The organism is Thioclava sp. F1Mire-8, assembly GCF_002213165.1.
Lineage (GTDB): Bacteria > Pseudomonadota > Alphaproteobacteria > Rhodobacterales > Rhodobacteraceae > Thioclava > Thioclava nitratireducens.
This window is the reverse complement of record NZ_NBNY01000003.1, coordinates 165399-191973: the sequence shown is the minus strand read 5'-3', so window position 1 is coordinate 191973 and position 26575 is coordinate 165399. Positions and strand designations below refer to the sequence as shown.

General features: G+C 63.2%; 22 protein-coding genes. 12 read left to right on the top strand and 10 right to left on the bottom strand.

The genetic code is table 11. The features are described from left to right. Positions 1–107: 107 nt before the first annotated feature. Entirely contained in the window at positions 108–1355 is a 1248-nt protein-coding gene (ilvA, locus tag B6V75_RS12325) for a threonine ammonia-lyase IlvA (RefSeq protein WP_075775456.1), read from the bottom strand. Positions 1356–1540: 185 nt separating this feature from the next. Between ilvA and B6V75_RS12320 the strand changes: the two genes are divergently transcribed. The 3 genes from B6V75_RS12320 (at position 1541) to mog (ending at position 4494) form a co-directional block, all read left to right on the top strand. Continuing rightward, complete coding sequence (locus B6V75_RS12320) at positions 1541–2626, top strand: hypothetical protein (RefSeq protein WP_088719895.1); 1086 nt, start codon at positions 1541–1543, stop codon at positions 2624–2626. 105 nt (positions 2627–2731) lie between these two features. After that, entirely contained in the window at positions 2732–3961 is a 1230-nt protein-coding gene (locus B6V75_RS12315) for an argininosuccinate synthase (protein WP_075775222.1), read from the top strand. Continuing rightward, positions 3958–4494: a molybdopterin adenylyltransferase gene (mog, locus tag B6V75_RS12310; RefSeq protein WP_088719894.1), complete on the top strand. Its 537-nt coding sequence runs from the start codon at positions 3958–3960 to the stop codon at positions 4492–4494. Before B6V75_RS12315 ends, mog begins: the two co-directional genes overlap by 4 nt. Positions 4495–4620: 126 nt before the next feature. On the opposite strand, the gene ubiG is transcribed toward mog, so the two are convergent. Beyond that, positions 4621–5364, bottom strand: coding sequence for a bifunctional 2-polyprenyl-6-hydroxyphenol methylase/3-demethylubiquinol 3-O-methyltransferase UbiG (ubiG, locus tag B6V75_RS12305; protein WP_088719893.1), 744 nt, complete (start codon positions 5362–5364; stop codon positions 4621–4623). Between the two features lie 67 nt (positions 5365–5431). Here ubiG and pip point away from each other — a divergent pair, with 67 nt between their 5' ends. The 6 genes from pip to infB all read left to right on the top strand — a co-directional run bounded on the left by pip (position 5432) and on the right by infB (position 12426). Continuing rightward, positions 5432–6403: a prolyl aminopeptidase gene (gene pip, locus B6V75_RS12300; RefSeq protein ID WP_088719892.1), complete on the top strand. Its 972-nt coding sequence runs from the start codon at positions 5432–5434 to the stop codon at positions 6401–6403. 29 nt (positions 6404–6432) lie between these two features. Then, entirely contained in the window at positions 6433–6900 is a 468-nt protein-coding gene (locus B6V75_RS12295) for a TspO/MBR family protein (RefSeq protein WP_088719891.1), read from the top strand. Positions 6901–7039: 139 nt separating this feature from the next. Beyond that, positions 7040–7621, top strand: coding sequence for a ribosome maturation factor RimP (gene rimP / locus B6V75_RS12290; RefSeq protein ID WP_075775227.1), 582 nt, complete (start codon positions 7040–7042; stop codon positions 7619–7621). A gap of 1 nt (position 7622) precedes the next feature. After that, on the top strand, positions 7623–9242 hold the full coding sequence (gene nusA / locus B6V75_RS12285) for a transcription termination factor NusA (RefSeq protein ID WP_088719890.1): 1620 nt from the start codon (positions 7623–7625) through the stop codon (positions 9240–9242). Positions 9243–9271: 29 nt separating this feature from the next. Next, positions 9272–9901, top strand: a complete 630-nt coding sequence (locus tag B6V75_RS12280; protein ID WP_075775229.1) for an RNA-binding protein — start codon at positions 9272–9274, stop codon at positions 9899–9901. Then, a complete protein-coding gene (gene infB / locus B6V75_RS12275) occupies positions 9898–12426 on the top strand; it encodes a translation initiation factor IF-2 (RefSeq protein ID WP_075775230.1) in 2529 nt (842 codons plus the stop codon). Before B6V75_RS12280 ends, infB begins: the two co-directional genes overlap by 4 nt. A gap of 219 nt (positions 12427–12645) precedes the next feature. Here the strand turns inward: infB and mutT are convergent, their stop codons facing one another. From mutT to B6V75_RS12260, 3 genes are read right to left on the bottom strand one after another with little or no spacing between them, the layout of a single operon-like run. Beyond that, complete coding sequence (mutT, locus tag B6V75_RS12270) at positions 12646–13044, bottom strand: 8-oxo-dGTP diphosphatase MutT (RefSeq protein ID WP_075775231.1); 399 nt, start codon at positions 13042–13044, stop codon at positions 12646–12648. Then, positions 13041–14420 carry a bifunctional glutamate N-acetyltransferase/amino-acid acetyltransferase ArgJ gene (argJ, locus tag B6V75_RS12265; RefSeq protein ID WP_088719889.1) on the bottom strand — a complete coding sequence of 460 codons (1380 nt, stop codon included), beginning with the start codon at positions 14418–14420 and terminating at the stop codon, positions 13041–13043. The genes mutT and argJ overlap by 4 nt, the downstream gene beginning before the upstream one ends. 20 nt (positions 14421–14440) lie before the next feature. After that, positions 14441–15355: a peptidylprolyl isomerase gene (locus B6V75_RS12260; protein ID WP_075775232.1), complete on the bottom strand. Its 915-nt coding sequence runs from the start codon at positions 15353–15355 to the stop codon at positions 14441–14443. 181 nt (positions 15356–15536) lie between these two features. Between B6V75_RS12260 and secA the strand changes: the two genes are divergently transcribed. Both secA and B6V75_RS12250 read left to right on the top strand, forming a co-directional pair. Then, a complete protein-coding gene (gene secA, locus B6V75_RS12255) occupies positions 15537–18239 on the top strand; it encodes a preprotein translocase subunit SecA (protein WP_088719888.1) in 2703 nt (900 codons plus the stop codon). A gap of 205 nt (positions 18240–18444) precedes the next feature. Next, positions 18445–19434 (top strand): hypothetical protein, encoded by a 990-nt coding sequence (locus B6V75_RS12250; RefSeq protein WP_088719887.1) that lies wholly within the window; start codon positions 18445–18447, stop codon positions 19432–19434. Here B6V75_RS12250 and radC read toward each other — a convergent pair. The 3 genes from radC to dnaK all read right to left on the bottom strand — a co-directional run bounded on the left by radC (position 19425) and on the right by dnaK (position 23436). Next, positions 19425–20186, bottom strand: coding sequence for a DNA repair protein RadC (gene radC, locus B6V75_RS12245; RefSeq protein WP_088720038.1), 762 nt, complete (start codon positions 20184–20186; stop codon positions 19425–19427). The genes B6V75_RS12250 and radC overlap by 10 nt on opposite strands. 95 nt (positions 20187–20281) lie before the next feature. Further along, complete coding sequence (dnaJ, locus tag B6V75_RS12240) at positions 20282–21445, bottom strand: molecular chaperone DnaJ (RefSeq protein ID WP_075775235.1); 1164 nt, start codon at positions 21443–21445, stop codon at positions 20282–20284. Between the two features lie 74 nt (positions 21446–21519). Further along, entirely contained in the window at positions 21520–23436 is a 1917-nt protein-coding gene (gene dnaK / locus B6V75_RS12235; RefSeq protein ID WP_088719886.1) for a molecular chaperone DnaK, read from the bottom strand. Between the two features lie 182 nt (positions 23437–23618). Between dnaK and B6V75_RS12230 the strand changes: the two genes are divergently transcribed. Beyond that, positions 23619–24254 (top strand): alpha-ketoglutarate-dependent dioxygenase AlkB, encoded by a 636-nt coding sequence (locus B6V75_RS12230; RefSeq protein ID WP_088719885.1) that lies wholly within the window; start codon positions 23619–23621, stop codon positions 24252–24254. A 66-nt stretch (positions 24255–24320) separates the two neighbouring features. Here the strand turns inward: B6V75_RS12230 and B6V75_RS12225 are convergent, their stop codons facing one another. Further along, positions 24321–25463: an alkane 1-monooxygenase gene (locus B6V75_RS12225; protein WP_088719884.1), complete on the bottom strand. Its 1143-nt coding sequence runs from the start codon at positions 25461–25463 to the stop codon at positions 24321–24323. A gap of 58 nt (positions 25464–25521) precedes the next feature. Then, a complete protein-coding gene (gene mutY, locus B6V75_RS12220; protein ID WP_088719883.1) occupies positions 25522–26574 on the bottom strand; it encodes an A/G-specific adenine glycosylase in 1053 nt (350 codons plus the stop codon). Position 26575: the final 1 nt, after the last annotated feature.

Here is a 26575-nt window from a genome sequence, read left to right as displayed (position 1 = left end):
AAGCGGGGCCGTAACTATCGAACTGCGGACGCATCAATGCGGCGCAGTGCAAGGACAACGAAAATCTAACGCCCCCATATGATGGGCGGCCTATCGGAAAGGAGGCGTTAAATAAGAAACTCGGCCAAGGTCTCGTCTTCGGTGATGTCGCGCCAAACGAAGCCCTCGGCGTCGAGCTTAGCGAAGAGCTCTGTGAAGTTCTCGGCGCGTTTGGTCTCGATCCCGATCAGGACCGAGCCGAAATTCCGCGCCGACTTCTTCAGGTATTCGAAGCGCGCGATGTCGTCGTCGGGGCCAAGCATCTGAAGGAAATCCTTCAGGGCACCGGGCCGTTGCGGCAGGCGAAGGATGAAATACTTCTTCAGGCCCGAATAGCGCTGGGCGCGTTCGCGCACTTCCGGCAGCCGCTCGAAATCGAAATTGCCGCCCGAGGTCACGCAGACCACGCGCTTGCCGCGGATCGTATCGGCCAGTTCCGGGAGAATATCGACCGACATCGCGCCGGCGGGTTCCAATACAACGCCTTCGACATTGAGCATCTCGAGCATCGTGATGCAAATGCGATCCTCCGGCGCAAGATGGACTTGCTCGGGCGTGACCCAGCCAAGCTCCGCAAAGGGACGCGCGCCGATCCGGGCGACTGCGGCACCGTCGACAAAACTGTTCACCTGTGAAATCGTCACGGGCTCATGCGCCTTGACCGCTGCGGTCAGGCTCGCACCGCCCAAGGGCTCGACGAAGCGGAATTCCGTCCCGGGGGCGGTCGCACGAAGATAGCCGGTGACGCCCGCGGCCAAGCCCCCGCCGCCCACGGGCAGGATTACCATATCCGGCGCGCCGCCCAGTTGGTCGAGGATCTCCACCCCGACCGAGGCCTGTCCCTCGATCACATCCGGATCGTCGAACGGGGCGAGGAAATGCGCTCCGGCGTCGCGGCAAAATTCCTGCGCCGAGGCGAGCGTGTCGTCGAAATAGTCGCCGGTCAGAACGATCTCGACCGCATCGCCACCAAAGGTCTTGGTCTTGTCGATTTTCTGCTGCGGCGTCGTGACCGGCATAAAGATCGTGCCTTTCACCCCGAAATGCCGACAGGCGAAGGCCACGCCCTGCGCATGGTTTCCGGCGCTCGCGCAGACGAAATGCGCCGCCGACGGGTCGCGTTCGCGCAATTTCCGCATGGCGGTGAAGGCGCCGCGAATCTTGTAGGAGCGCACCGGCGTCAGGTCCTCGCGCTTGAGCCAGACCTCCGCCTCGAAGCGTTTCGACAAATGCGCATTGAGTTGCAGCGGCGTCGGCTCGAAGAGCGCACGCAGCGCGCGGGTGGCGGCTTGGGCGGAAAGGGCGAACTCACTCATAAGGAAAGCCATGACGAAGCTGCACCGCTCTTGCAAGGGGGAAGGCCGTTCGGCGGGACTACGCGCAACCCGGGGGCGCTTTGGGCGAAGCTTTGCGCATTTTGCAAAGGCCGCCGCTTTTTTGCCCACTTTCGACGGTATTCGTGCTGAAAACGTGTCGCGAGCAATAAAAAGAGGAGGGCCGCATGCGCCTGAGAAAAACTTCGATCGTCGCCCTTGTCGCGGCGAGCTTCGTCGTCGCCCCGGTGGCGACCAGCCATTTCACCGGCGCGGATGCCGCGTTTGCCAAGAACGGCAATGGCGGTGGGAACGGTGGCGGAAATGGCGGTGGCCATGGCGGCGGCAACGGGGGCGGCAACGGCCACGCGGGCGGCAAATCCGGCGCGGCGGGCAAATCCGCATCGGCCGGGCGTCCCACGAGCCCGGGCAATTCCGGCAAAGCTGCCACGCATGGCGGCGGCCCGGCGAAATTCCTCGACGATCTCTTCTCCGGCAAACTTAACAACAAGTCGCAACACACCAGCCGCTCCACCGTGAAGACGGCGTCGCGCGGCACGACCGCGACGAAGAAACGCTCGACCACCCCGACCGAATACGCGGTCAACGAGTCGCCGCGTCCGAACGGCAAGCCGAGTCTGAGCGAGGATGAGCTGCGCAATCACGGCGCGCTGGCCTCCGAGCTGAAAGGCCTGAATGCCGCCCATGCCAGCGCGACAGCGCTCGCCAACGCCTCGCCGAACAGCCAGGTGGGTCGGATCGCAGCCTATCGCGACACGGTTCTGGCTGCGGCCGAGGCCGAGCAGAACCTGACCGACGCGCAGGATGCGCTGGCGGCACTTGAATCGCAGGATGTCCGCAGCGTGGAGGATATCCAAACTGATATCGACGCGCTTGACCCCGAGGCGGAGGGCTATGATGCGCAGCTCGCGCCGCTGGAGGAAGAACTGGCGGCAGCGACGACCTATGAGGCCGATCTGGCCGCTGCGCAGCAGAAGGTCACCGATCTGGAAACCGAGATCGCGAACTCCGCTACGAACGAAAACGATGCGCTTCTCGCCGCCTCGAACGGTCGCGAGCTTTCGCCCGAGGCGCTCGCCTATCTGCATCAACTGCTTGACCTGCCCCCGCCGGAGACCGCGACGGCAGAGCCGCCCGCCGATGGCGATGTGGCGACCGGCGACGGCACGACCGGGGACGGCACCGTCGAAGGCGATCTCGCCGCGACCGGGGAAACCACCGATCCGCTCGTGGATCCGTCCACCGAGAGCTGATCTCGCTTAAAGCCAATGCGAAAGGGCCGTCCTTCGGGGCGGCCCTTGTTCATTGGAAAAAAAGCTTCTATTCCGTCGCGGAACAAGAAAACCGGGAGATGCCGTATGTCCGCGCCCAAGAAAGTCGTGCTTGCCTATTCGGGCGGCCTCGATACCTCGATCATCCTGAAATGGCTGCAGACCGAATACGGCTGCGAGGTCATCACCTACACCGCCGATCTCGGCCAAGGCGAGGAACTCGAGCCGGCGCGCAAGAAGGCAGAGATGCTCGGCATCAAACCCGAGAATATCCATATTCTCGACGCGCGCGAGGAATTCGTCCGCGATTTCGTCTTTCCGATGTTCCGCGCCAATGCGGTCTACGAGGGGCTCTATCTGCTGGGCACCTCGATCGCGCGCCCGCTGATCTCCAAGCATCTCGTCGAGATCGCGCATCAGCACGGCGCCGATGCGGTGGCGCATGGCGCGACCGGCAAGGGCAACGATCAGGTCCGCTTCGAGCTGTCGGCCTATGCGCTCGACCCGTCGATCAAGGTGATCGCGCCGTGGCGCGAATGGGATCTGTCCTCGCGCACCAAACTCTTGGAATTCGCCGAGGCCAACCAGATCCCGATCGCAAAGGACAAGCGCGGCGAAGCGCCTTTCTCGGTCGATGCGAACCTGCTGCACACCTCGTCCGAGGGCAAGGTGCTGGAAGACCCGGCAGATATGGCGCCCGATTACGTCTACCAGCGCACCGACGATCCGATCACGCAGGCTCCGAACGAGCCCGAATATATCGAGATCGGTTTCGAGAAGGGTGACGCGGTCTCGATCAACGGCGAGGCGATGTCGCCCGCGACAATCCTCACCAAGCTGAACGAATACGGCAAAAAGCACGGCATCGGCCGTCTCGATTTCGTCGAGAACCGCTTCGTCGGCATGAAGTCGCGCGGCGTCTACGAGACTCCCGGCGGCACGATCCTGCTGGAGGCCCACCGCGGCATCGAGCAGATCACGCTCGACAGCGGCGCAGGCCACCTGAAGGATTCGATCATGCCGCGCTATGCCGAGCTGATCTATAACGGCTTCTGGTTCTCGCCCGAGCGTGAGGCGCTGCAGGCGCTGATCGACAAGACGCAGGAATATGTCACCGGCACGGTGAAGCTGATGCTCTTCAAGGGCGCGGCCCGGACCGTGGCGCGCTGGTCGGATTATTCGCTCTATTCCGAGGCCCATGTGACCTTCGAGGAAGACGCAGGTGCCTACGATCAGAAAGACGCGGCGGGCTTCATCCAGCTCAACGCGCTGCGCCTGAAGCTGATCGCAACCCGCAACGCGCGAGTGAAGAAATGAGTTTTTCGCAGCCCAAGGCCGCCATCGTCACCGTCTCCGACCGCGCGTCCCGGGGCGAATACGAGGACAAGGGCGGTCCGGGCTGCGAGGACTATCTCCGCGGCGTGATCACCTCGCCGCTGGAGATCGAGCGTCACATCATCCCCGATGGGCGCGAGAGCGTTGCGGCAAAGCTGCGCGAGCTGGTCGAGGCGGAAGCAGATCTGATCCTGATCACCGGCGGCACCGGTCCCGCGCCGCGCGACGAGACGCCCGAGGGCTGCTTCGACGTGATCGAGAAGGAACTCGCGGGCTTCGGCGAAGAAATGCGCCGCGCCTCGCTGCTCGAAGTGCCGACCGCCATTCTGTCGCGCCAGTCGGCAGGGATCGCGGGAAAATCGCTGATCATCATGGTGCCGGGAAAACCCTCGGCCATCGCGACCTGCCTCGATGCGGTCTTCGCCGCCGTGCCCTATTGCCTCGACCTGATCGGCGCGGGCTATATCGAGACCGATCCTGCCCGGATCAAAGCCTTCCGTCCGAAGAAGAAGTAAGAGGAGGCGCTGCCCCCGTCTCTTTCAGAGAGACCCCCGGGATATTCGACCGGGGCGAAAATCACCTCTCTTCGTGTTGGCCGAAATATCCCGGGGTGAATGCCGAAGGCAGAGGGGCAGCGCCCCTTACCGCTTCACCGCTGCGATGGCGTAATTCACCGAAAGATCGCGCTCCGAGAGTGACCATGTCCACGCCAGCGGGTTGAACACCATCCCACGGCGGTCGACCGGGTCGAGCCCTGCGTTGCGCGACAGCTCGTAAAGCTCGTCGGGCGTGACGAATTTCGACCATTCATGCGTGCCCACCGGCAGCCAGCGCATCACCCGCTCGGCGCCGATGATTGCGACCATGTAGCTTTTCGGATTGCGGTTCAGCGTCGAGCAGATCATCAGCCCGCCCGGCCTCATCAGGCTCTGGATCGTGTTCACGAAGCCCTGCGGATCGGCGACGTGTTCGATGATCTCCATCGCGAGGACGACATCGAATTGCTCACCCTTCGCGGCCAGATCTTCCGCCGCGCAATGGCGGTAATCGATTTCGAGACCCGACTGTTCGGCATGCAGCCGCGCGACGGGGATATTCCCTTCCGCCGCATCCGCCCCCACGACCTCGGCCCCGAGCCGCGCCATCGGTTCGGACAGAAGCCCGCCGCCGCAGCCGATATCCAGCAGGCGCAGCCCCTCGAACGGGCGCGGCGCTTTCAGGTCACGACCGAACTGGGTGGCGATCTGGGTGGTGATGTAGTCGAGACGGCAGGGGTTGAGCATATGCAGCGGTTTGAACTTGCCGTTCGGGTCCCACCATTCGGCGGCCATCGCTTCGAATTTGGCGACTTCGGACGGGTCGATGCTGTTTGCCGGATCTGCCATTGCTCTCCTCGCATTGATTTTAGGGCAGCCCATGGCGGGCGCGCCTTTTGCTCTATATAGTCCGGATATGGACAGAACTGCAGGGCAAAAGCGCGCATCGGGCGCCCATCTTTATCCGCCGATCGAGCCTTTCGATCAGCGCCGGATCGACGTGGGCGATGGCCATATTCTTTATGTCGAGCAATCCGGCCATCCCGAGGGCCAGCCGGTCGTCGTCTGCCACGGCGGACCGGGCGGCGGCTGCTCGCCGACGATGCGGCGATTCTTCGATCCGCAGCATTACCGGGTCATCCTGTTCGATCAGCGCGGCTGCGGTCTGTCGCGCCCGCATGCCAGCGTCGCCGACAACACGACATGGCATCTAATCGCGGATATGGAGCAGATCCGCCGGACGCTCGGCATCGACAGGTGGATGGTTTTCGGCGGCAGTTGGGGGGCGACACTGGCGTTGCTTTATGCGCAGGCGTATCCCGACCGGGCCTCGAACCTGATTCTTCGGGGCGTCTTTCTTGCGACGCAGGCGGAGCTCGACTGGTTCTACGGCGGCGGCGCGGGGAATTTCTATCCCGACCTCTGGGCGAATTTCCGGCGTCCGATTCCGGAGGACGAGCAGCACGATCTGATCGGCGCCTATCACAAGCGGCTCTTTTCCGGCGACTACATGGCCGAAGCGCGCTATGCGCGGCACTGGGCGATGTGGGAGAACGCGCTGGCGTCGGTGCGCTATGACGGTCCGCCGGGCGAAGCCTCGCCCGATTACGCGCGTGCCTTCGCGCGGCTCGAGAACCACTATTTCCAGAACGCGGCCTTCCTTGAAGAGGACGGCCAGATCCTGCGCGACCGCTCCAAGATCGAGCATATCCCGACGACGATCGTGCAGGGGCGGCTCGACATGATCTGCCCGCCGACTTCAGCCTATCGGCTGGCGCAGGGCTGGGCGCTGGCGAAGCTTCAGCTGGTGCCGATGGCAGGACATGCGCTTTCCGAGCCGGGGATCACGGCCGGGCTTGTCCGCGCGATGGATGAGCTTAGATCCTGATCTGACACCGGATTTCCATCGAGGCCGCCATGACGCTCACCTATTTCCTGCTGTTTCTCGCGGCCTCCGCGGCTGCGGCTGCAACCGGCATCATCTTCAAGCCGGGCGAATGGTATGTCGGCTTGAAGAAGCCGGGCTTCACGCCGCCAAACTGGGTGTTTCCCGTGGCCTGGACTTATCTCTATGTCTCGGTCGCCTACGCTGCGGCGCGCATCGCCCCCGAGGCCGGAAGCCAGATCGCGCTTGCGCTGTTTGCGGTGCAGATCGCGCTGAACACGCTCTGGACGCCGGTGTTCTTCGGGGCGCATCGGTTGTGGCTCGGGCTCCTCGTCCTGATCTGTCTGTGGGTCGCCGTAGCAGCGATGATGCTGGCATTCCTGCAGCTCGATATGCTGGCCGGATTGCTGGTCTTCCCCTATCTCGTCTGGCTGACATTGGCGGGCGCGCTGAACTTCCGCGTCTGGCGCGACAACCCGAGGGCGGGTGCCCAGACCTGATTCCACTTGCGGAATCTGCGATACAGGACTATATCGCGTTCAACAGCGGCGCGCCGGGGTCCAAACCTGACGCCCACCGGAAACGTGTGACGGGCCGCAACGGCCCGTTTTTTGTTTTTGTAGGATCGGAAAGAGAGACATGACCGACCTGATCGCCAAGACCGCCATCGACCGGCGTCTGGCCGAGATCGTGACCCCCGTGATCGAGGGGCTGGGCTTCGAGCTCGTGCGGCTGCGGCTGCAGGGCGGCAAGACGGCCACGCTTCAGATCATGGCAGACCGCCCCGATGGCGGCATCGTCGTGGACGATTGCGCCGCGATCTCGACTGCCGTGTCCGCGGCCCTCGACGTGGAAGACCCGATCGAGGACAAATATACGCTCGAAGTGTCGTCGCCCGGCATCGATCGCCCGCTGACGCGCTTCAAGGATTTCGACATCTGGGAAGGCTACGAGGCGAAGATTGAGACTTCCGAGCAGATCGACGGGCGCAAGCGCTTCAAGGGTATCCTGCGCGGCACCGAAGGCTCGGAAATCCTGATCGAGCTGGACGAGAACGGCGAAGACGTCGTGATCGGCCTCCAGTTCGACTGGCTCGCGGATGCGAAGCTGGTGCTGACCGATGAGCTGATCGACGAGATGCTGCGCCAGAAGAAGGCGACCGAAGGCGTCGACGAAGCTGAATTTGACGAGATTGACGATTCCCCCGAGGAGGAGAACTGAGATGGCCATCACGGCAGCCAACCAGCTTGAGCTTCTGCAGACCGCCGAGGCGGTGGCGCGCGAAAAGATGATCGACCCGGATCTGGTGATCCAGGCGATGGAAGAGAGTCTCGCGCGTGCGGCGAAGTCGCGTTACGGCGCGGAGATGGACATCCGCGTCTCGATCGATCGCAAGACCGGCAAGGCGACCTTCACCCGTGTCCGCACCGTCGTCGAAGACGAGGATCTGGAGAACTATCAGGCCGAGCTGACCGTCGAGCAGGCGAAGCAGTATCTCGAAAATCCCTCGGTCGGCGATGAGATCGTCGACGAGGTGCCGCCGGTCGATCTGGGCCGCATCGCCGCGCAATCGGCCAAGCAGGTCATCCTGCAGAAGGTCCGCGAAGCCGAGCGTGATCGCCAGTACGAAGAGTTCAAGGACCGCGTCGGCACGATCATCAACGGCATCGTCAAGCGCGAGGAATACGGCAACATCATCGTCGATGTGGGCCGTGGCGAAGCGATTCTGCGCCGCAACGAGAAGATCGGCCGCGAGAGCTATCGCCCGAACGACCGTATCCGTGCCTATGTGAAAGACGTGCGCCGCGAGACCCGTGGCCCGCAGATCTTCCTCAGCCGCACCGCGCCGGAATTCATGGCCGAGCTGTTCAAGATGGAAGTGCCGGAAATCTACGACGGCATCATCGAGATCAAGGCCGTGGCCCGCGATCCGGGTTCGCGCGCGAAGATCGGCGTCATCTCCTATGACAACTCGATCGATCCGGTCGGCGCCTGTGTCGGTATGCGCGGTTCGCGCGTGCAGGCCGTCGTCGGCGAGCTTCAGGGCGAGAAGATCGACATCATCCCGTGGAACGAAGATCAGGCGACCTTCCTCGTGAACGCGCTGCAGCCGGCCGAAGTGTCGAAAGTGGTGATCGACGAGGATGCGCAGAAGATCGAAGTCGTGGTGCCGGACGAGCAACTGTCGCTCGCCATCGGCCGCCGCGGTCAGAACGTGCGTCTGGCCTCGCAGCTGACCGGTCTCGACATCGACATCCTGACCGAGGCCGAGGAATCGGCACGCCGTCAGGCCGAATTCGCCGAGCGCACCAAGCTGTTCGTCGACGCGCTGGACCTCGACGAGTTCTTCGCGCAGCTCCTCGTGGCCGAGGGCTTCACCTCGCTCGAGGAAGTGGCCTATGTCGAGATGGACGAGTTGCTGTCGATCGAAGGCGTGGACGAGGATACTGCAGGCGAACTGCAGGCCCGTGCCCGCGACGTGATCGAAGAGCAGAACCGCAAGGCGCTGGAGGCGGCGAAGGAAATGGGCGTCGAGCAATCGCTGTTCGACTTCGAAGGCCTGACCCCGCAGATGATCGAGGCGCTCGCGAAAGACGACGTCAAGACGCTGGAAGATTTCGCGACCTGCGCTGACTGGGAACTGGCCGGTGGCTGGACCACGGTCGACGGTCAGCGCGTGAAGGATGAAGGTCTGCTCGAGAAATTCGACGTGAGCCTCGAAGAGGCGCAGAACCTGATCATGACCGCGCGTATTCAGCTGGGCTGGGTCGACCCGTCCGAGCTGGAAGGCGACGCGGAAGACGAAGGCGAAGAGGAAACCGCGGAGGAGGCCGAGGCGTAAGCCTCGGTCCCGACCGGAGAGGAGCTTAGATGAGTCGCGGCGGAAAGCCGAAAAATCACGACGAGCCCGAACGGCGCTGCATCGTCACCGGCGATGTTCAGCCGAAGGCGGGGCTTGTCCGCTTCGTGGTCGGACCCGACGGGATGGTCTACCCGGACGTGGCGGGCAAGCTGCCCGGCCGCGGAATCTGGGTGACGTCCGATCGCGGCATCATCGAGACGGCGATGAAAAAGGGATTGTTCCCCCGTGCAGCCAAGCAGGCGGTCAAAACCCCTGAGAATCTGGTGGAATTGGTGGAACAGGCCCTTGCCTCTCGCGTTGTGGAGCTTATTTCTCTGGAGCGAAAGGCCGGCAAAGCGATTGTCGGCTTCGAGAAGGTCAAGGGCTGGCTGGCCGAGGGGCGCGCGAAAGTGCTGCTACAGGCAAGCGACGGCTCGGACAGGGGCAAGGGCAAGCTTTGGACGCCCGAAGGCGGGCGCTGGTTCGGCTGCCTCACCTCTCAGGAATTGGGTTTGGCATTCGGCCGCGATCGTGCGATACACGGCGCGCTTGCAGCCGGTGGCCTCACCCGGCGCGTAATTGAAGACGCATCGAGGCTTGCGGGCGTACGCAAGCAGGACGGCGGCAAGACCGCCATGAAGGATACGAAGACGGCATGAGCGATACGGACGGCAAAAAGACTCTCGGACTGGGCGGCGGGCGCCCCGGGCAGGTGAAGCAAAGCTTCTCGCACGGGCGCACTAAGAACGTCGTGGTCGAGACGAAAGGCAAGAAGCGGGTGCTGAACAAACCGGCGGCAGGCGCTGGTAAGGGCGGGGGCAACAAACCCTCCCTTGGCGATCCGTCGAAGCGCCCCGCCGGGATTTCCGACGCCGAGATGGAGCGTCGCCTGAAGGCGCTTCAGGCCGCGAAGGCGCGCGAGGCCGAAGAGGCCGCCGCCCGCGAGGCCGAGGAAAAAGCCCGCGAAGAAGAGCGCGAGCGTCGTCGCGCCGAGGCTGAGGCCAAGGAGCGCGAGGAGCGTGAACGCGAAGCGGCCCTGAAGGCCAAGGAAGAAGAGGACGAGCGCAAGAAGCGCGAGGCCGAACTTCGCGACAAGAAGAAAGAAGAGATCCGCAAGGGCGGACCGAAGAAAGATGCGCCGGTCGATCAGGCCGCGGTCGAAGCAGCGGCTGCCCGCGCCGAGACCAAGGGCGTCTCCTCCTCGGGTCCGCGCAAGACGGATCGCGAGCGTGACACGCGCAACGATCGCAACAACGATCGTAACAACAAGGGCAACGACCGCGGCAACCGCCGTTCGGGCAAGCTCTCCTTGAGCGATGCGCTTTCGGGTGGCGAAGGCCGCCAGCGTTCGCTTGCCGCGATGAAGCGCAAGCAGGAAAAAGCGCGTCAGAAGGCGATGGGCGGTACGCAGCGTGCTGAAAAGCAGTCCCGCGAAGTGCAGCTCCCCGAGACGATCATCGTGTCGGAGCTCGCCAACCGTATGGCGGAGCGCGCCGCGGATGTGGTCAAAACGCTCATGAAGATGGGCATGATGGTCACCGCGAACCAGACGCTCGACGCCGATACCGCCGAATATGTGATCGAGGAATTCGGTCATAAGGCCGTGCGCGTGTCGGATGCGGATGTCGAGCAGGTCATCGATCAGGTCGACGACAAGGAAGAAGATCTGCAGCCGCGCCCGCCGATCGTCACGATCATGGGTCACGTCGACCACGGCAAGACCTCGCTGCTCGACGCGATCCGCAAGGCGAACGTCGTCTCGGGTGAGGCTGGCGGGATCACGCAGCACATCGGCGCCTATCAGGTGCAGACCGAGAGCGGCGCGACGCTGTCCTTCCTGGATACGCCCGGCCACGCGGCCTTTACCTCGATGCGCGCACGCGGTGCGAATGTCACCGATATCGTGGTGCTCGTGGTGGCGGCCGATGACTCGGTGATGCCGCAGACCATCGAAGCGATCAATCACTCGAAGGCCGCTGGCGTTCCGATGATCGTCGCGATCAACAAGTGCGACAAGCCCGAGGCGAACGCCCAGAAGGTCCGCACCGAGCTTCTGCAGCACGAAGTCGTCGTCGAAGAGATGTCGGGTGACGTGCAGGACGTGGAAGTTTCGGCGAAGACCGGCAAGGGTCTCGACGAACTGCTCGAAGCCATCGCGCTTCAGGCCGAACTGCTTGAACTGAAGGCGAACCCCGATCGCGCCGCGCAAGGTGCGGTGATCGAGGCGAAGCTCGACGTTGGCCGTGGTCCGGTCGCGACGGTGCTGGTGCAGAATGGCACGCTGCGCAAAGGCGACATCTTCGTCGTCGGCGAGCAGTGGGGTAAGGTCCGCGCGCTGATCAACGACAAGGGCGACCGCGTCGATGAGGCCGGTCCGTCGGTTCCGGTCGAGGTGCTCGGCATCAACGGCACGCCCGAGGCTGGCGACGTTCTCAACGTCGTCGAGACCGAGGCGCAGGCCCGTGAGATCGCCGAATACCGCGAGCAGGCTGCGAAGGACAAACGCGCCGCTGCCGGTGCCGCGACGACGCTGGAACAGCTGATGGCGAAAGCCAAGGCCGACGAAAGCGTCACCGAACTGCCCGTGCTGGTGAAGGCCGACGTGCAGGGCTCGGCGGAAGCGATCGTTCAGGCGCTCGAGAAGGTCGGCAACGAAGAGGTGCGCGTCCGTGTGCTGCATTCGGGCGTCGGTGCAATCACCGAATCCGACATCACGCTGGCCGAGGCGTCCAACGCGCCGGTCATCGGGTTCAACGTTCGTGCCAATGCGCCTGCGCGCAACGCCGCGAACCAGAAGGGCGTCGAGATCCGCTACTACTCGATCATCTACGATCTGGTGGACGACATCAAAGCTGCCGCTTCGGGCCTCCTGTCGGCCGAGATCCGCGAACACTTCATCGGCTATGCCGAGATCCTCGAAGTGTTCAAGGTCACCGGCGTCGGCAAGGTTGCTGGTTGCCGCGTCACCGAGGGGGTCGCCCGTCGTTCGGCTGGCGTGCGCCTGCTGCGTGACAACGTGGTGATCCACGAAGGCACGCTGAAGACGCTCAAGCGCTTCAAGGACGAGGTCAAGGAAGTGCCCTCCGGTCAGGAATGCGGCATGGCCTTCGAGAAATACGACGATATCCGCCCCGGCGATGTCATCGAGATTTTCGAGCGCGAAGAGGTCGAGCGGACGCTCTGATCCTTCGGGACCATCCTACAGATATGAAAACGGGGGCCTTCGCGCCCCCGTTTTGCATTTGTGGTTGTGATTTGCGGGCTCTGGGCGTGCGGTTCTTACTTTGCGCGCCCGCTAGAAGCGCAAGCTCTGGAGGATCCGCGACAAATAAGTGAACCGAGGCGGGGCAGGTGCGAGAGATTGCGGAGAGGATCACGAAGGTTAATCGCGTCCGGACTCCGCTCAGAGCCAGTCGCGCAGAATGGGGATCAGCGGGATATCCGCTGGCGGCATCTCGTAATCGCGGAGATCGCGCGCCCGCGCCCAGGCGAGCGTTTGTCCCTCGCGGGGGCTGACGATCCCCTGCCACTTGCGGCAGGCAAAGAGCGGCATCAGCAGGTGAAAGTCGTCATAGGCGTGGCTGGCGAAGGTCAGCGGCGCGAGGCAGCTCTGATGGGTCTGGATGCCCAGTTCTTCGTCCAGCTCGCGGATCAGCGCGGCCTCGGGCGTCTCGCCCGGCTCGACCTTGCCACCGGGAAACTCCCAGAGACCCGCCATCGACTTGCCCTCGGGGCGCTGTGCCAGAAGCACGCGCCCGTCGGCGTCGATCAGGGCGACGGCGGATACCAGAACCATCTTCACGAACGATAATCCGCGTTAATGTCGATGTAGCGGTGGGTGAGATCGCAGGTCCAGACCGATTTCGATGCGCGACCGAGCCCGAGATCGACGCCAATCACCAACTCGTCGTTCTTCATATAGGCGCTCGCGGCCTCTTCGGAGTAATCCGGCACGCGCCAGCCTTTCTCGGCCACCACCATGTCCCCGAAGGAAATCTTGAGCTTGTCGCGATCGGCCTCGGCCCCGGACTTGCCGACGGCCGCCACCACGCGGCCCCAGTTCGCGTCCTCGCCCGCGATTGCGGTCTTCACCAGCGGCGAATTCGCGATCGACATCGCGATCTTATGCGCGTCCTCGTTCGAGCGCGCCCGCGTCACGCGGATCTCGACGAACTTGGTGGCGCCTTCGCCGTCTTTCACGACCTGATGCGCGAGATCCATCATCACGCCGCGCAGACCGGCCTCGAACGCCTTCGCCGGCTCCGAGCGCAGATCGGCGATCTCGGCGGCGTCGGATTTCCCGGTCGCCGCGACGATCAGCGCATCCGAGGTCGACGTATCGCTGTCCACGGTGATCGCGTTGAACGTGTCATCCACCTGCCGCGACAGCATCTTTTGCAGCCGCGCCGGCGTGATTTTCGCATCGGTAAAGATATAGACCAGCATCGTCGCCATGTTCGGCGCGATCATCCCCGAGCCTTTCGCGATCCCGGCGATCTTGATCTTGCCGCCTTCGCCCTGAACTTCGGCAAAGGCGCCTTTGGGATAGGTATCGGTCGTCATGATCGCGCGCGCGGCATCCTCGATCCCGGCAGGGGAGAGGCGCTGCGTCAGGCTGTCGATCACCGCGACGATCTTGTCATGGGGAAGCGGCTCGCCAATGACCCCGGTGGAGGAGGAGAACACGCGGCTGATCGGCATGTCGAGCGCCTGAGCCACCGCTCCGGTGACCTTGTCGACGCTCTCCTGACCGCTTTTCCCGGTGAACGCGTTGGCATTGCCGGAGTTAACTATGATCGCGGCACCGGCGTCGTCCGGCGCGCGCATCGCAAGCTTTTCCTGACAATCGAGAACGCAGGCCGCGCGGGTGGAGGACGTGGTGAACACGCCCGCGATCGAAGCGCCCGGCGCAATCCGCGCCAGCATCACGTCGGTGCGGCCGGCATATTTGACCCCCGCCGCGGCGGAGGCGAATTCGACCCCCGCGATTTCCGGAAGATCGGGAAATTTCGCGGGGGCGAGCGGCGAGATCGTGACCGATTTCGCCTTGGTCTGTGCCGCAGGGGCGGCAGGGGCGGGCGCGTCGGAAAGGTCGGACTTCAGCGCCTTCACCTTGGCGCGGAGCTTTTTGACCTTGGCCTTCAGCTCCTTGGTGTCCTTCGACTTTTTCTTCGCCATCGCGCCCGCCTTTTGATCGATCAGTTGCTACCCAGGATGGACTGATCTTTCAGAACGCTCGGATCAATCCCGTCGGTCATCTTGTCGATTTTGGCTTCGTCCACAACAGCCTTTACGCGGTTTTGCACAGCCTCCTGGCGAATATCGCCCACCAGCTTCTTGCGCACATCGGCCAGTTTCGGGGCATCGACCATCTTGGTGCCGAGCAGCTTCACTACGTGCCAGCCGTATTGGGTCTGGATCGGACCGGCGACTTCGCCTTCCTTCATGCCCGCGACCTCGTCCGCGAAGGGCTTGACCATCGCGTCGAGCTTAAACCAGCCCAGATCGCCGCCATTCGCCGCAGCGCCATCGGTCGAGTTCTTCTTCGCCAGTTCCGCGAAGTCGGCGCCGTTATCGATCTCTTTCTTGATCTTCTCGGCCTCTTCCTTGGTTTTCACGATGATATGGGCGGCGTGATATTCCTTGGTCGGCTCGGCCTTGGCGTATTTCGCGTCATAGGCTTTCTGCACGGCTTCGTCGGTCACGGCCTTGTCGGCGGTGTAGTTGAGGAACGCACCCGACAGGTAAGCGCGCTTTTGCACTTCGAGGGCGATCTTATCGCGCTGGGTGATGCGCTTTTCCTCGAGCTGTGCGAGCGCGGTCTGCTGGATCAGCTGCTGCAGGACGCCGTCGAACAGCTTGTCGTCGGGCAGCTGCTGGTATTGTGCGGGCAGGCCGTCGCGCACGGTTTGCATCATGCCAAGCGTGATGTCCTGGCCATTGACGGTAGCCACGACAGTGTCGGCGCTCAGGTCGGTGCGCGGCTTGGCGGCGGTTTCCGATTTCGCGGTATCCCCAGCGGGTGCAGGCGCTTTTGCGTCCTCGGCCTGTGCGATTCCGGCAGTCATCGCGCAGATCGCTACGCTCGCAAGCAGTTTCGTCAGATTCGGCATCCTTGCCACTTCCTTTCTGCCGCGTCTTTAGGCGGCGTTGACACTCTGGCAGTCGCCCCTTACATCGCCAAGGGTCTGTAAGAGCCGTTTCGGCCTTGTTTCGCTAGCTCTTCTAGGCAAGCAAACCCTATGCGGCAAGGCACAGGGAATAACGATCTGGTCAGCTACCCTCGGAGATTACATGCTCGGCATCGGAACACTCGCGAAGAAGGTCTTCGGCACGTCGAATGATCGTAAGGTGAAATCGGTGCGCCCGCTGGTGGCCAAGATCAACGCGCTGGAGGAGGAATACGCAGCCCTCTCCGACGAACAGATCATCGAAAAGACGCGCGATTTTCAGCGCCGCGTGCAGGAAGAGGGCGAGAGCCTCGACAAGATTCTGCCCGAAGCCTTCGCCAACTGCCGCGAAGCCGCGAAGCGTGCACTCGGCCTGCGGGCCTTCGACGTGCAGCTAATCGGTGGCATCTTCCTGCATCAGGGCAACATCGCCGAGATGAAGACGGGCGAAGGGAAAACCCTCGTCGCGACCTTCCCGGCCTACCTGAACGCGCTGGCGGGCAAGGGCGTGCATGTCGTCACCGTGAACGACTATCTCGCGCGGCGCGACGCGGAATGGATGAGCAAGGTCTACGGTGCGCTGGGTCTGACCACCGGCGTCGTCGTGCCCTTCCAGGCCGAGCCCGAGAAGAAGCAGGCCTACGCCGCCGACATCACCTATTCTACGAATAACGAGCTCGGCTTCGATTATCTGCGCGACAACATGAAGACCTCGGTCGACCAGATGATGCAGCGCGGCCATTTCTACGCGATCATCGACGAGGTCGACTCGATCCTCATCGACGAGGCGCGCACGCCGCTGATCATCTCGGGCCCGTCCGACGACCGCTCGGAGCTGTATATCACGCTCGACAAGTTCATCCCGAGCCTGACCGAAGATCATTACACCATCGACGAGAAGGCCCGCACCGCGACCTTCACCGAAGAGGGCAACGACTTCCTCGAAAACCTCCTGCTGGAGGCAGGCGTTCTGCCTGAGGGGCAGTCGCTTTACGATCCGGAAAGCACGACCATCGTGCACCACGTCAACCAGGCCCTGCGCGCCCACAAGCTGTTCTTCAAGGATCAGAACTACGTCGTGCAATCGGGCGAGGTCGTGCTGATCGACGAATTCACTGGCCGCATGATGAAGGGGCGCCGCCTCTCGGAAGGGTTGCATCAGGCGATCGAAGCCAAGGAAGGCGTCGATATTCAGCCCGAGAACGTGACGCTCGCCTCGGTCACCTTCCAGAACTACTTCCGTCTCTACGACAAGCTGGGCGGCATGACCGGCACCGCGGCCACCGAGGCCGAGGAATTCGCCGAGATCTACTCGCTGGGCGTGGTCGAGATCCCGACCAACCGTCCGATCGCGCGGAAAGACGAACATGACCGCGTCTACCGCACGGCGCAGGAGAAATACGACGCTGTCGTTGAGGCGATCAAGAAGGCCCACGAGAAGGGGCAGCCGATGCTGGTCGGCACCACCTCGATCGAGAAATCCGAGATGCTATCGGATATGCTCAAGAAGGCCGGCATCAAGCACAACGTCCTCAACGCCCGTCAGCACGAGCAGGAAGCGACCATCGTCGCCGAGGCCGGTCGTCTGGGTGCGGTGACCATTGCGACCAACATGGCTGGCCGCGGCACTGACATTCAGCTCGGCGGTAATGTCGAGATGCGCGTTCAGGACGAACTCGCTGCGAATCCCGACGCCGATCCCGAAGAGGTCCGCAAGCGGATCGACGCGGCGACCGCCGAGGAAAAGGCGAAGGTTCTGGAAGCGGGCGGCCTGTTCGTTCTCGCGACCGAGCGCCACGAAAGCCGCCGCATCGACAACCAGCTGCGCGGCCGTTCGGGCCGTCAGGGTGACCCGGGCCGCTCGCTGTTCTTCCTGTCGCTGGAAGACGACCTGATGCGGATCTTCGGCTCCGACAAGCTCGATTCGGTCCTCTCGAAGCTGGGCATGAAAGAGGGCGAAGCGATCGTCCACCCGTGGGTGAACAAGTCGCTCGAGCGTGCGCAGGCGAAGGTCGAAGGCCGCAACTTCGACATCCGCAAGCAGCTTCTGAAATTCGATGACGTGATGAACGACCAGCGGAAAGCGGTCTTCTCGCAGCGTCGCGAAATCATGGAAACCGAAGAGGTCGGCGAGATCACCCGCGACATGCGCGTGCAAGTGATCGAAGATCTCGTGGACCGCTACATGCCGCCGAAATCCTATGCCGATCAATGGGATGTCGAAGGGATGCATCAGGCGGTGATCGAGCAGCTCAACCTTGACGTTCCGATCGCGGAATGGGCCGAGGAAGAGGGCGTCGATCAGGAGGTCGTCACCGAGCGTCTCGAAGAGGCGACCGATACGCTGATGGCCGAGAAAGCCGAAGCCTTCGGTGCCGACACGATGCAGATGATCGAAAAGCAGGTCCTGCTGCAGATCATTGACGCGAAATGGCGCGAACATCTGGTTACGCTCGATCAGCTGCGCCAGACCATCGGTTTCCGCGGTTATGCGCAGCGCGATCCGCTGTCGGAATTCAAGACCGAGGGCTTCCAGCTGTTCGAGATCATGCTCGACAGCTTGCGCTCGGACGTGACCCAGCAGCTGGCCCGCATTCGCCCGCTAACCGAAGAAGAGCAGGCGCAGATGATGCAAGCGCAACAGCAGCAGCTCGCGCCCGCCGAGGCGCCGGCGGCCGAGGCTGCGCCCGAGGTCGAGGTGGTGGGAGAGCCGCTGCCGGGCTTCGATGAGACCAATCCGGCAACCTGGGGCGAGCCGTCGCGCAACGATCCCTGCCCCTGCGGCTCGGGCAAAAAGTTCAAGCATTGCCACGGGCAGCTCGTTTGACACAACTCTGACGAGAATATGGCAAAGTTGAGGCGGCTTCGGCCGCCTTTTCCATATCTTGTTGGAGTCGTTGACTCTCTTGGCAGGGTGACCCCACCCAAAGCCAGCTATGGGTGCACGATTTCCCCAATCGCGCCCCAGCTTCGCCGCTTTCGGCCATTAGGAAAAAATTAAGCAGTTTTCTAAGACCGAGTTCGAGGCGGCGATGCGCACCATTCGCAAGATTTCCATGATCGGAGCGACATTCCTGCTCGCCGCCGCGACTGGTCATGTGATGCAAAGCGTGGGCCCGCGTCCGCAACTCGGTGCGTCTTTGGTCGCCAGCTCGGTCGGAAGCGAGTCCTGGGAAAAGCGTGCCGCGCCGCCCCGCGAAGAGCCGAAGGTCCGGCTGATTTCGAAAACCGTGCTGCGCAATCCTCCGGTCTATCATTTTGTGGCCGATCCCGGCGTCGGGATCGTTCCGGCGACTGTGCGCACCTCTGGCGACCAGTTCAACGCGCCTCTGCCGCAACCGATGCCGCTGAAAACCGGTGCCGCCGATTGCGACAACCCGGTGCTGTCGGTGAGCCCAGTCGGAGACGGCTTGACCAAGCTGGAACTGAACGCGCCGTGCCATCCCGATACGAATCTGGCGATCCGTGACGAATCGCTCTCGATCGCGGGACAAACGGATGCGTCGGGAGTTTTCGAGGCGGTGCTGCCGCTTCTCGCGCCCACGACATCGCTGCAAGTCACTGCTGACGGTGCGATGATCGCGCAGCTGGAAGCCGGAGCCTCCGGCCTTGATAAGATCAACCGGGCGATCTGGGTGACTAAGGCCGAGAGCCCTTTGCATCTCAACGCCTATGAGAACGGCGCGCAGTTCGACGACGCTGGCCACCTCGACGCGACGAAGCCGCGTTCGCCGGACACGTCGCTGGGCGGGTATATGCAAAGCTTCACCGCCGCCGATGGCAAGCGCATCGAGATCTATACTGCGCCCAAGACCCTTACAGATCTCCGGCTGCAATTGGAGGCGAGTTTTTCGCCCGAGGATTGCGGTAAATCCGTCGGCGGGCGCCTGATGCGGATGCATGGCACGGGGACTGCCGCGATGCCGATCACGCTCGATCTGCCCGCTTGCCCCTCCGATGGCGGCACGGTGGTTCTGCCGCTTGACGGGTTCGAATCTCAGGGCCTGACCGCTCAAAAATAACCCTCCGAGCGTAGGCTGATCTCGCAATCCTTGCCGAGGATCAGGTGATCATGCAGCACGATGCCGAAGAGCTTCGCTGCCTCGTCGATCTGTCGGGTCAGGACGATGTCCGCCTCTGACGGAGTGGGATCGCCAGAGGGATGATTATGGACGAGGATCAGCGCCGAGGCATTTGCCTCCAGCGCACGCTTCATCACCTCGCGCGGATAGACCGGGACATGATCAACCGTGCCGCGGCCCTGTTCCTCATCCGCGATCAGCGCGTTTTTCCGATCCAGCAGCAGCAGGCGGAATTGCTCCGTCTCGGCATGGGACATCGCCATGTGGCAGTAATCGACAAGCGCCTGCCACGAACTGAGCACGGGGCGATGCATCACCTTCGACCGCGCGAGCCTTTGTGCTGACGCCTCGACCAGCTTCAACTCGATCACCACAGCCTCCCCGACGCCGGTCACCTGTCGCAGCCGGTTCGGCGGGGCGGAGACCACCCGCCCGAAATCGCCAAAGGTCTGGATCAGGCGGCGGGCGAGGGGCTTCACATCCTGCCGGGGAATGGCGCGAAACAGCACCAGTTCGAGTAGCTCGTAATCGGGCAGGGCCCGCGCGCCGCCTTCCATGAACCGCGTGCGCAGCCGGTGCCGGTGGTCGAGCAGATAGGAAGGTTTGGACGCACGCGGCGGCGGACGGACCGCAGTCCCGCTGGCAAACAGCGGCAGCGGAGGCTCCTCCATATGATGGGGCGTCTGGTCCATGAAACAGACCATGATCGATTCGGATTGAAGAAAGCCTTAATCGCCCTCTGTCAGACCAAGAAAAAAGGCGCCCGAAGGCGCCTTTCCTATGTTTGTCACTGGGTCATGCCATCCCAGAAGCTTTTGACTTTCTTAAAGAAACTCGCACCTTCCGGGTTGTTCTCGGCTTCGATCCCCTGGAACTCCTTGAGGATTTCCTTCTGCCGTGCGGTCAGGTTCACCGGGGTTTCGACGGCCAGTTCGATGAACATGTCGCCGGACCCGCCGCCGCGCAGCGCGGGCATACCCTTGCCGCGAAGGCGCATCTGGCGGCCCGATTGGCTGCCTGCCGGGATTTTAACGCGGCTGCGGCCACCGTCTATCGTCGGCACTTCGACCTCGCCCCCAAGGGCTGCGGTCGCCATGCTGACCGGCACGCGGCAGTGCAGATCGGTGCCTTCGCGTTCGAAGATCGCGTGCGGCTGGACCTCGATGAAGATGTAGAGATCGCCCGACGGACCACCACGCAGCCCCGCCTCGCCTTCGCCGGCGTGACGGATGCGGGTGCCGGTCTCGACCCCCGGAGGGATGTTGACCTGAAGCTGGCGATCGACCTCCACGCGGCCCGCGCCATGGCAGACCTTGCAGGGGTTCTTCACCACCTGACCCTGACCACCGCAGGTCGGGCAGGTCCGCTCTACCGTGAAGAAGCCGTTCTGCGCGCGCACCTTGCCCAGACCGGAACAGGTCGGACAGGTCTGAGGCTCGGAGCCGCCCTCCGCGCCGGAGCCGTTACACGCCGTACAGGCGGCCGAGCTCGGCACGTTGATCGTCTTGTGGGTGCCGCGATACGCCTCTTCGAGCGTGACGCGCATGTTGTAGCGCAGGTCGGAGCCTCGCTGTGCGCGCGAACGCCCACCGCCGGGACCGCCTCTGCCGCCGCCCATGAAGTCGCCGAACAGGTCTTCGAAGACGTCGGAGAAGGCCGAGGCGAAGTCGCCCTGACCGCCCGCGCCGCCATAACCGCCGCCCGGACGCCCGCCGCCCATGCCGCCTTCGAACGCCGCATGACCGAACCGGTCGTAAGCCGCCTTCTTCTCGGCGTCCTTGAGGACGTCATAAGCCTCGTTCACTTCCTTGAACTGGGCCTCGGCATCGGGATTGTCGGAATTTCGATCGGGATGAAGCTCTTTCGCCTTCTTGCGATAGGCTTTCTTGATCTCTTCGGCCGAGGCGCCTTTGGCAGTTCCCAGAACGTCGTAATAGTCGCGTTTTGCCATTGGTTACCCCCTTGGCGGAACGCAGGCGGGCCCGCCCTTGGAAAAGGCAGGCCCGCCCGACATTCCATGCGCAATTACTTGCGCTCGTCCTCGCCCAGATCTTCGAAGTCAGCGTCGACGATATCGTCATCGACATCGCGTGGGCTGTCTTCGTCGTTGGAGCTCTCGCCCTGACCGGCTTTCTCCTGCTCGGCCTTGTAGATGGCCTCGCCGAGTTTCATCGCCGCATCCGTCAGGTTCTGGATCGCGCCTTTGATCTTGCCGGCTTCATCGGTCTTGAGGGCTTCCTCAAGCGCGTTGGCCGCGAGTTCGATCGCTTCGACGGTCGAGGCATCGACCTTGTCGCCATGCTCTTCGAGCGACTTGCGGGTCGAGTGCAGCAGCGATTCGCCTTGGTTCTTGGTTTCGACCAGTTCCTTGCGGGACTTGTCCGCGTCGGCGTTCGCCTCGGCGTCCTGAACCATTTTCTCGATCTCTTCGTCGGACAGGCCGCCGGACGCCTGGATCGTGATCTTCTGCTCCTTGCCGGTGCCCTTGTCCTTCGCCGAAACGGAGACAATACCGTTCGCGTCGATGTCGAAGGTCACTTCGATCTGCGGCATGCCGCGCGGGGCCGGCGGGATGTCCTCGAGGTTGAACATGCCGAGCATCTTGTTGTCGGCAGCCATCTCGCGCTCACCCTGGAAGACCCGGATCGTCACCGCGTTCTGGTTGTCTTCCGCGGTGGAGAACACCTGGCTCTTCTTCGTCGGGATCGTCGTGTTGCGATCGATCAGGCGGGTGAACACGCCACCCAGCGTCTCGATGCCGAGCGACAGCGGCGTCACGTCGAGTAGGACGACGTCTTTCACGTCACCTTGCAGAACGCCGGCCTGAATGGCCGCACCGAGCGCCACGACCTCATCCGGGTTCACGCCCTTATGGGGCTCCTTGCCGAAGAAGCCGGTCACTTCCTGCACGACTTTCGGCATACGGGTCATACCGCCGACGAGCACGACTTCGTCGATCTCGTCCTTGGAGACGCCAGCATCCTTCAGCGCGGCGGCGCAGGGCTTCAGCGAGGCCTTGATGAGATCGCTCACGAGGCTCTCCAGCTTCGCACGGGTCAGTTTCATGACCATGTGCAGCGGAGTGCCGTCCTTGCCCATCGAGATGAAGGGCTGGTTGATCTCGGTCTGGCTCGAGCTCGACAGTTCGATCTTCGCTTTCTCGGCAGCTTCCTTCAGACGCTGCAGCGCCATCTTGTCCTTGGTGAGGTCAACGCCATGCTCTTTTTTGAACTCGTCAGCGAGGTAGTTGACGATGCGCATGTCGAAGTCTTCACCGCCGAGGAACGTATCGCCGTTGGTCGATTTCACTTCGAAGAGACCGTCGTCGATCTCGAGGATGGTGATGTCGAAGGTACCCCCGCCAAGGTCATAGACCGCGATGGTTTTCGATTCTTTCTTGTCGAGGCCATAGGCCAGCGCAGCCGCGGTCGGCTCGTTGATGATGCGCAGCACTTCGAGACCGGCGATCTTGCCAGCGTCTTTGGTGGCCTGACGCTGAGCGTCGTTGAAGTAGGCGGGCACGGTAATGACGGCCTGCGTGACTTCTTCGCCCAGATAGCTCTCGGCGGTTTCCTTCATCTTCTGAAGGATCACGGCCGAAACCTGTGCGGGGGAATATTTCTCGCCCTTCACTTCGACCCATGCGTCGCCATTGCCGCCGTCGACGATGGAATAGGGAACGAGTTTCTTGTCCTTCTCGACTTCCGCGTCCGTGGTGCGGCGCCCGATCAGGCGCTTCACGGCGAAGACGGTGTTCGAGGGGTTGGTGACCGCCTGGCGTTTCGCCGGCTGGCCGACCAGACGTTCGTCGTCAGTATAGGCGACGATCGAGGGGGTGGTGCGTGCCCCTTCGGAGTTTTCGATCACTCGGGGCTGTGCGCCATCCATGATGGCGACGCAGGAGTTCGTGGTCCCGAGGTCGATACCAATGACTTTACCCATGATGTTACCTCTCTTGGCGATATGACGGGGAACGGGTCCATTCAGGCCCCCGGCCCCTATCCCTTGGGTTTCGGTTTCATGTTCTGCTATCTGGCGGTGTGGTCCGCCATCGGCTTCGAAGCGTATATAAGGAGGGGAAAATCGGCCTGCAAGAAGGCTCCCCCGAGGAAGATTGCGAGAAAATGACAGAAAATCCGAAACACGCAATATCTCGCCCCGACCCGCAGGAGATCCGTGGCTTCCGGCATTACCCCGGCTGGCTCGGTCTCGAGGAGCAAAAGGCGCTGATCGAGACGCTGCGTAGCGTCGTGACGCAGGCACCGCTTTTCTCGCCGATGACCCCTTACGGCAAGCCGATGTCGGTGCGCATGACCTCGGCCGGGCGCTTCGGCTGGATCTCCGACCGACGCGGCTACCGATATTCCGAGACTCATCCCGACGGGCAGCCGTGGCCCGCGATTCCGCAACCGATCCTCGATATCTGGGAGGCGGTCTCGTGCACGAGTCGCGCCCCCGAATGCTGTCTGATCAACTTCTACGGCGAAGGTGCGAAGATGGGGATGCATCAGGATCGCGACGAGCAGGATTTCGACCAGCCCGTCGTCTCGGTCTCGCTGGGCGATGACGGGCTGTTCCGCATCGGCAACCGTACCCGCGGCGGAAAGACCGAAAGCATCTGGCTGCGTTCGGGTGACGTGATGGTGATGGGGGGCGAGGCGCGGCTCCTTTATCACGGAATCGACCGCGTGAAGCCCGGCACCTCGCCGCTGATGCCGAAGGGCGGGCGGATCAACCTGACGATGCGCGTCGTGACCTGAGGCCTTTGCGGGCTGCGCCGGCGGGAGCCTCCGGCGGGGATATTTTCATCAAGAGGAAGGGGCGCGTCAGAAAGAGCCGCGCGGCAACGGCGTCGTGCCCGTGTTATAGGGCGTCCAGTCCGCGACATCCGGGTAGTATTTCCGCCGCCACGCCCGCACGCGCGGGTTCATCCGGCGGCGCCAGAGCGGCGGGATCATCGCGAGCGCCGTCATACCGGGATAGCCGAAGGGCAGCTGCGGGGCTTCCTCGGCATCGTAGGTCTGCAGCAGCGGGAAGCGGCGATCGGGTTTGTAATGGTGATCTGAGTGGCGCTGCAGGTTGATCAGCAGCCAGTTCGAGGCCGTGTGATCGGCGTTCCAGCTATGGCGCGGGAGGACATGTTCGTAACGCCCCTCGCCCTTGTATTGCCGGGTCAGGCCGTAATGCTCGACATAGTTGGTCAACTCCAGCTGCCAGACCGCGAAGAGGGCCTGCAGCAGGAACAGGCCGAGCCCCATCCATCCGCCGAGCAGCGCCGCCACGACCAGCGCCAGCACCTGCAATGCGCCGTAGCGCCAGAACGGGTTGGAGCGGTGCCAGACAGGGCGGCCCGCGCGGCGCAGCTTCAGCTTCTCGGCTCTCCAGGCGGAGCGGGGGCACTCGAAAATCACCCGCCAGAAGAAGCGGTGAAACCCCTCATTATAGCGCGCCGAGACCGCATCGCGCGGCGTGCCGACCCAGAGGTGATGGACCAGCAGATGCTCGGTCCTGAAATGGGAATAAAGGACTGTGGCCAGCAGCAGGTCGCCCAGCCAGCGTTCCAGCCTGGACTTCTGGTGGAGCAGCTCATGCGCATAGACTATGCCGATCGTGCCCGAGATCACGCCCACGCCGAACATCAGGGCGACGATCTCGAAGCCGTTCAGGTGATCGGTATGCGTCACCCACCAGATCGTGCCGAAGATCACTGCCGCCTGAATCGGGAACCAGATCAACGTGATTGCGCGATACCAGAACAGGTCGTCCTCGGGCGTTTCCGTGTCGGGCTGGTCCTCGTTATGCCCCAGCAGCTGGTCGAGCACCGTCGTCAGCCACCACGCATAGGCGGGCAGCAGGATCAGGGTCCAGCCGCCGACCCACGCCTCGATCCCCGCCAGCGGCACGGTGCCGAGCGATAGCCAGAAGGGCAGGGCGTGCGAGGGGCGGCGGATTTCGTCGCGGCTGGACATCGGGGCCTCGTGAGCGATGCGGGCGCGGTCATACTAGCCGAACGCTAACCCGATACAATCATTCAGCTTGCGACCCATCGGCGCTCTGCGCGGCATCCCAGACCTTGCGCATCAGGGTGGGCAGATCGCCCGGGCGGAAATCTGTCCGCGAGGTCATGGACTCGGTCTCCTTGCGGGCGACATGGACCTGAAGGATCAGATGGAAATGGGTGAAGGTGTGGCGCACCTCGACGGGTGAGAGAATCCAGTCGGCCTGCACCGGCGGGGCGGGTGTCGGCGCGTCGGACCAGTCCGAGCCGGGAAAGCCCAGCGTGCCGCCCAGAAGCCCCTTGTCCGGGCGACGTTCCAGCAGCACGTCGCCTTGAGCGTTCATCACCACATAGGCAAAGCCGCGACGGGTCGGCTTTTCTTTCTTTGGGGCTTTGCGCGGCAGCGTCTCGGCAATACCGGCGGCACGCGCGGTGCAACTGTCGATCAGCGGGCAGATGCCACAGGCCGGGTTGCGCGGCGTGCAGATCGTCGCGCCCAGATCCATCATCGCCTGAGCGAAATCTCCCGGTCGGTCCTCGGGCGTGATCTGCGCGGTCAGGTCGGTCAGTTCCGATTTCGCGCCGGGAAGGGGCGTGTCGACGGAGAAGAGGCGCGAAACCACGCGCTCCACATTGCCGTCGACCACGGCGACGGGCTCGTCATAGGCGATTGCGGCGATGGCTGCGGAGGTATAGGGGCCGATGCCGGGCAGCTTTTGCAGTTCCGCTGCGCTCTCGGGGAAGCGACCGTCCATGTCATCCGCCACAACACGCGCGCATTTCAGCAGGTTGCGGGCGCGGGCGTAATAGCCGAGCCCCGCCCATTCTGCCATCACGTCGCCCTCTTCGGCCGCCGCCAATGCACCTACATCGGGCCAGCGCTCGGTGAAGCGGCGGAAATAGTCGCGCACGGCGGCGACCGTGGTCTGCTGCAGCATCACCTCGGAGAGCCAGACGCGGTAGGGGTCGGGTCGCTCGCCCTCTGCCCGATCCGCAGGCGATACGCGCCACGGCATGACGCGGGCATGGGTGTCGTACCAGTTGAGCAGGGTTTCGCCGATTGCCTCTTTACCGTCACGCAAT

Coding starts and splice junctions, on each gene's coding strand:
- ilvA (WP_075775456.1), bottom strand. CDS start 1,355: ATGAGTGAGTTCGCCCTTTCCGCCCAAGCCGCCACCCGCGCGCTGCGT.
- B6V75_RS12320 (WP_088719895.1), top strand. CDS start 1,541: ATGCGCCTGAGAAAAACTTCGATCGTCGCCCTTGTCGCGGCGAGCTTC.
- B6V75_RS12315 (WP_075775222.1), top strand. CDS start 2,732: ATGTCCGCGCCCAAGAAAGTCGTGCTTGCCTATTCGGGCGGCCTCGAT.
- mog (WP_088719894.1), top strand. CDS start 3,958: ATGAGTTTTTCGCAGCCCAAGGCCGCCATCGTCACCGTCTCCGACCGC.
- ubiG (WP_088719893.1), bottom strand. CDS start 5,364: ATGGCAGATCCGGCAAACAGCATCGACCCGTCCGAAGTCGCCAAATTC.
- pip (WP_088719892.1), top strand. CDS start 5,432: ATGGACAGAACTGCAGGGCAAAAGCGCGCATCGGGCGCCCATCTTTAT.
- B6V75_RS12295 (WP_088719891.1), top strand. CDS start 6,433: ATGACGCTCACCTATTTCCTGCTGTTTCTCGCGGCCTCCGCGGCTGCG.
- rimP (WP_075775227.1), top strand. CDS start 7,040: ATGACCGACCTGATCGCCAAGACCGCCATCGACCGGCGTCTGGCCGAG.
- nusA (WP_088719890.1), top strand. CDS start 7,623: ATGGCCATCACGGCAGCCAACCAGCTTGAGCTTCTGCAGACCGCCGAG.
- B6V75_RS12280 (WP_075775229.1), top strand. CDS start 9,272: ATGAGTCGCGGCGGAAAGCCGAAAAATCACGACGAGCCCGAACGGCGC.
- infB (WP_075775230.1), top strand. CDS start 9,898: ATGAGCGATACGGACGGCAAAAAGACTCTCGGACTGGGCGGCGGGCGC.
- argJ (WP_088719889.1), bottom strand. CDS start 14,420: ATGGCGAAGAAAAAGTCGAAGGACACCAAGGAGCTGAAGGCCAAGGTC.
- B6V75_RS12260 (WP_075775232.1), bottom strand. CDS start 15,355: ATGCCGAATCTGACGAAACTGCTTGCGAGCGTAGCGATCTGCGCGATG.
- secA (WP_088719888.1), top strand. CDS start 15,537: ATGCTCGGCATCGGAACACTCGCGAAGAAGGTCTTCGGCACGTCGAAT.
- B6V75_RS12250 (WP_088719887.1), top strand. CDS start 18,445: ATGCGCACCATTCGCAAGATTTCCATGATCGGAGCGACATTCCTGCTC.
- radC (WP_088720038.1), bottom strand. CDS start 20,186: ATGGACCAGACGCCCCATCATATGGAGGAGCCTCCGCTGCCGCTGTTT.
- dnaJ (WP_075775235.1), bottom strand. CDS start 21,445: ATGGCAAAACGCGACTATTACGACGTTCTGGGAACTGCCAAAGGCGCC.
- dnaK (WP_088719886.1), bottom strand. CDS start 23,436: ATGGGTAAAGTCATTGGTATCGACCTCGGGACCACGAACTCCTGCGTC.
- B6V75_RS12230 (WP_088719885.1), top strand. CDS start 23,619: ATGACAGAAAATCCGAAACACGCAATATCTCGCCCCGACCCGCAGGAG.
- B6V75_RS12225 (WP_088719884.1), bottom strand. CDS start 25,463: ATGTCCAGCCGCGACGAAATCCGCCGCCCCTCGCACGCCCTGCCCTTC.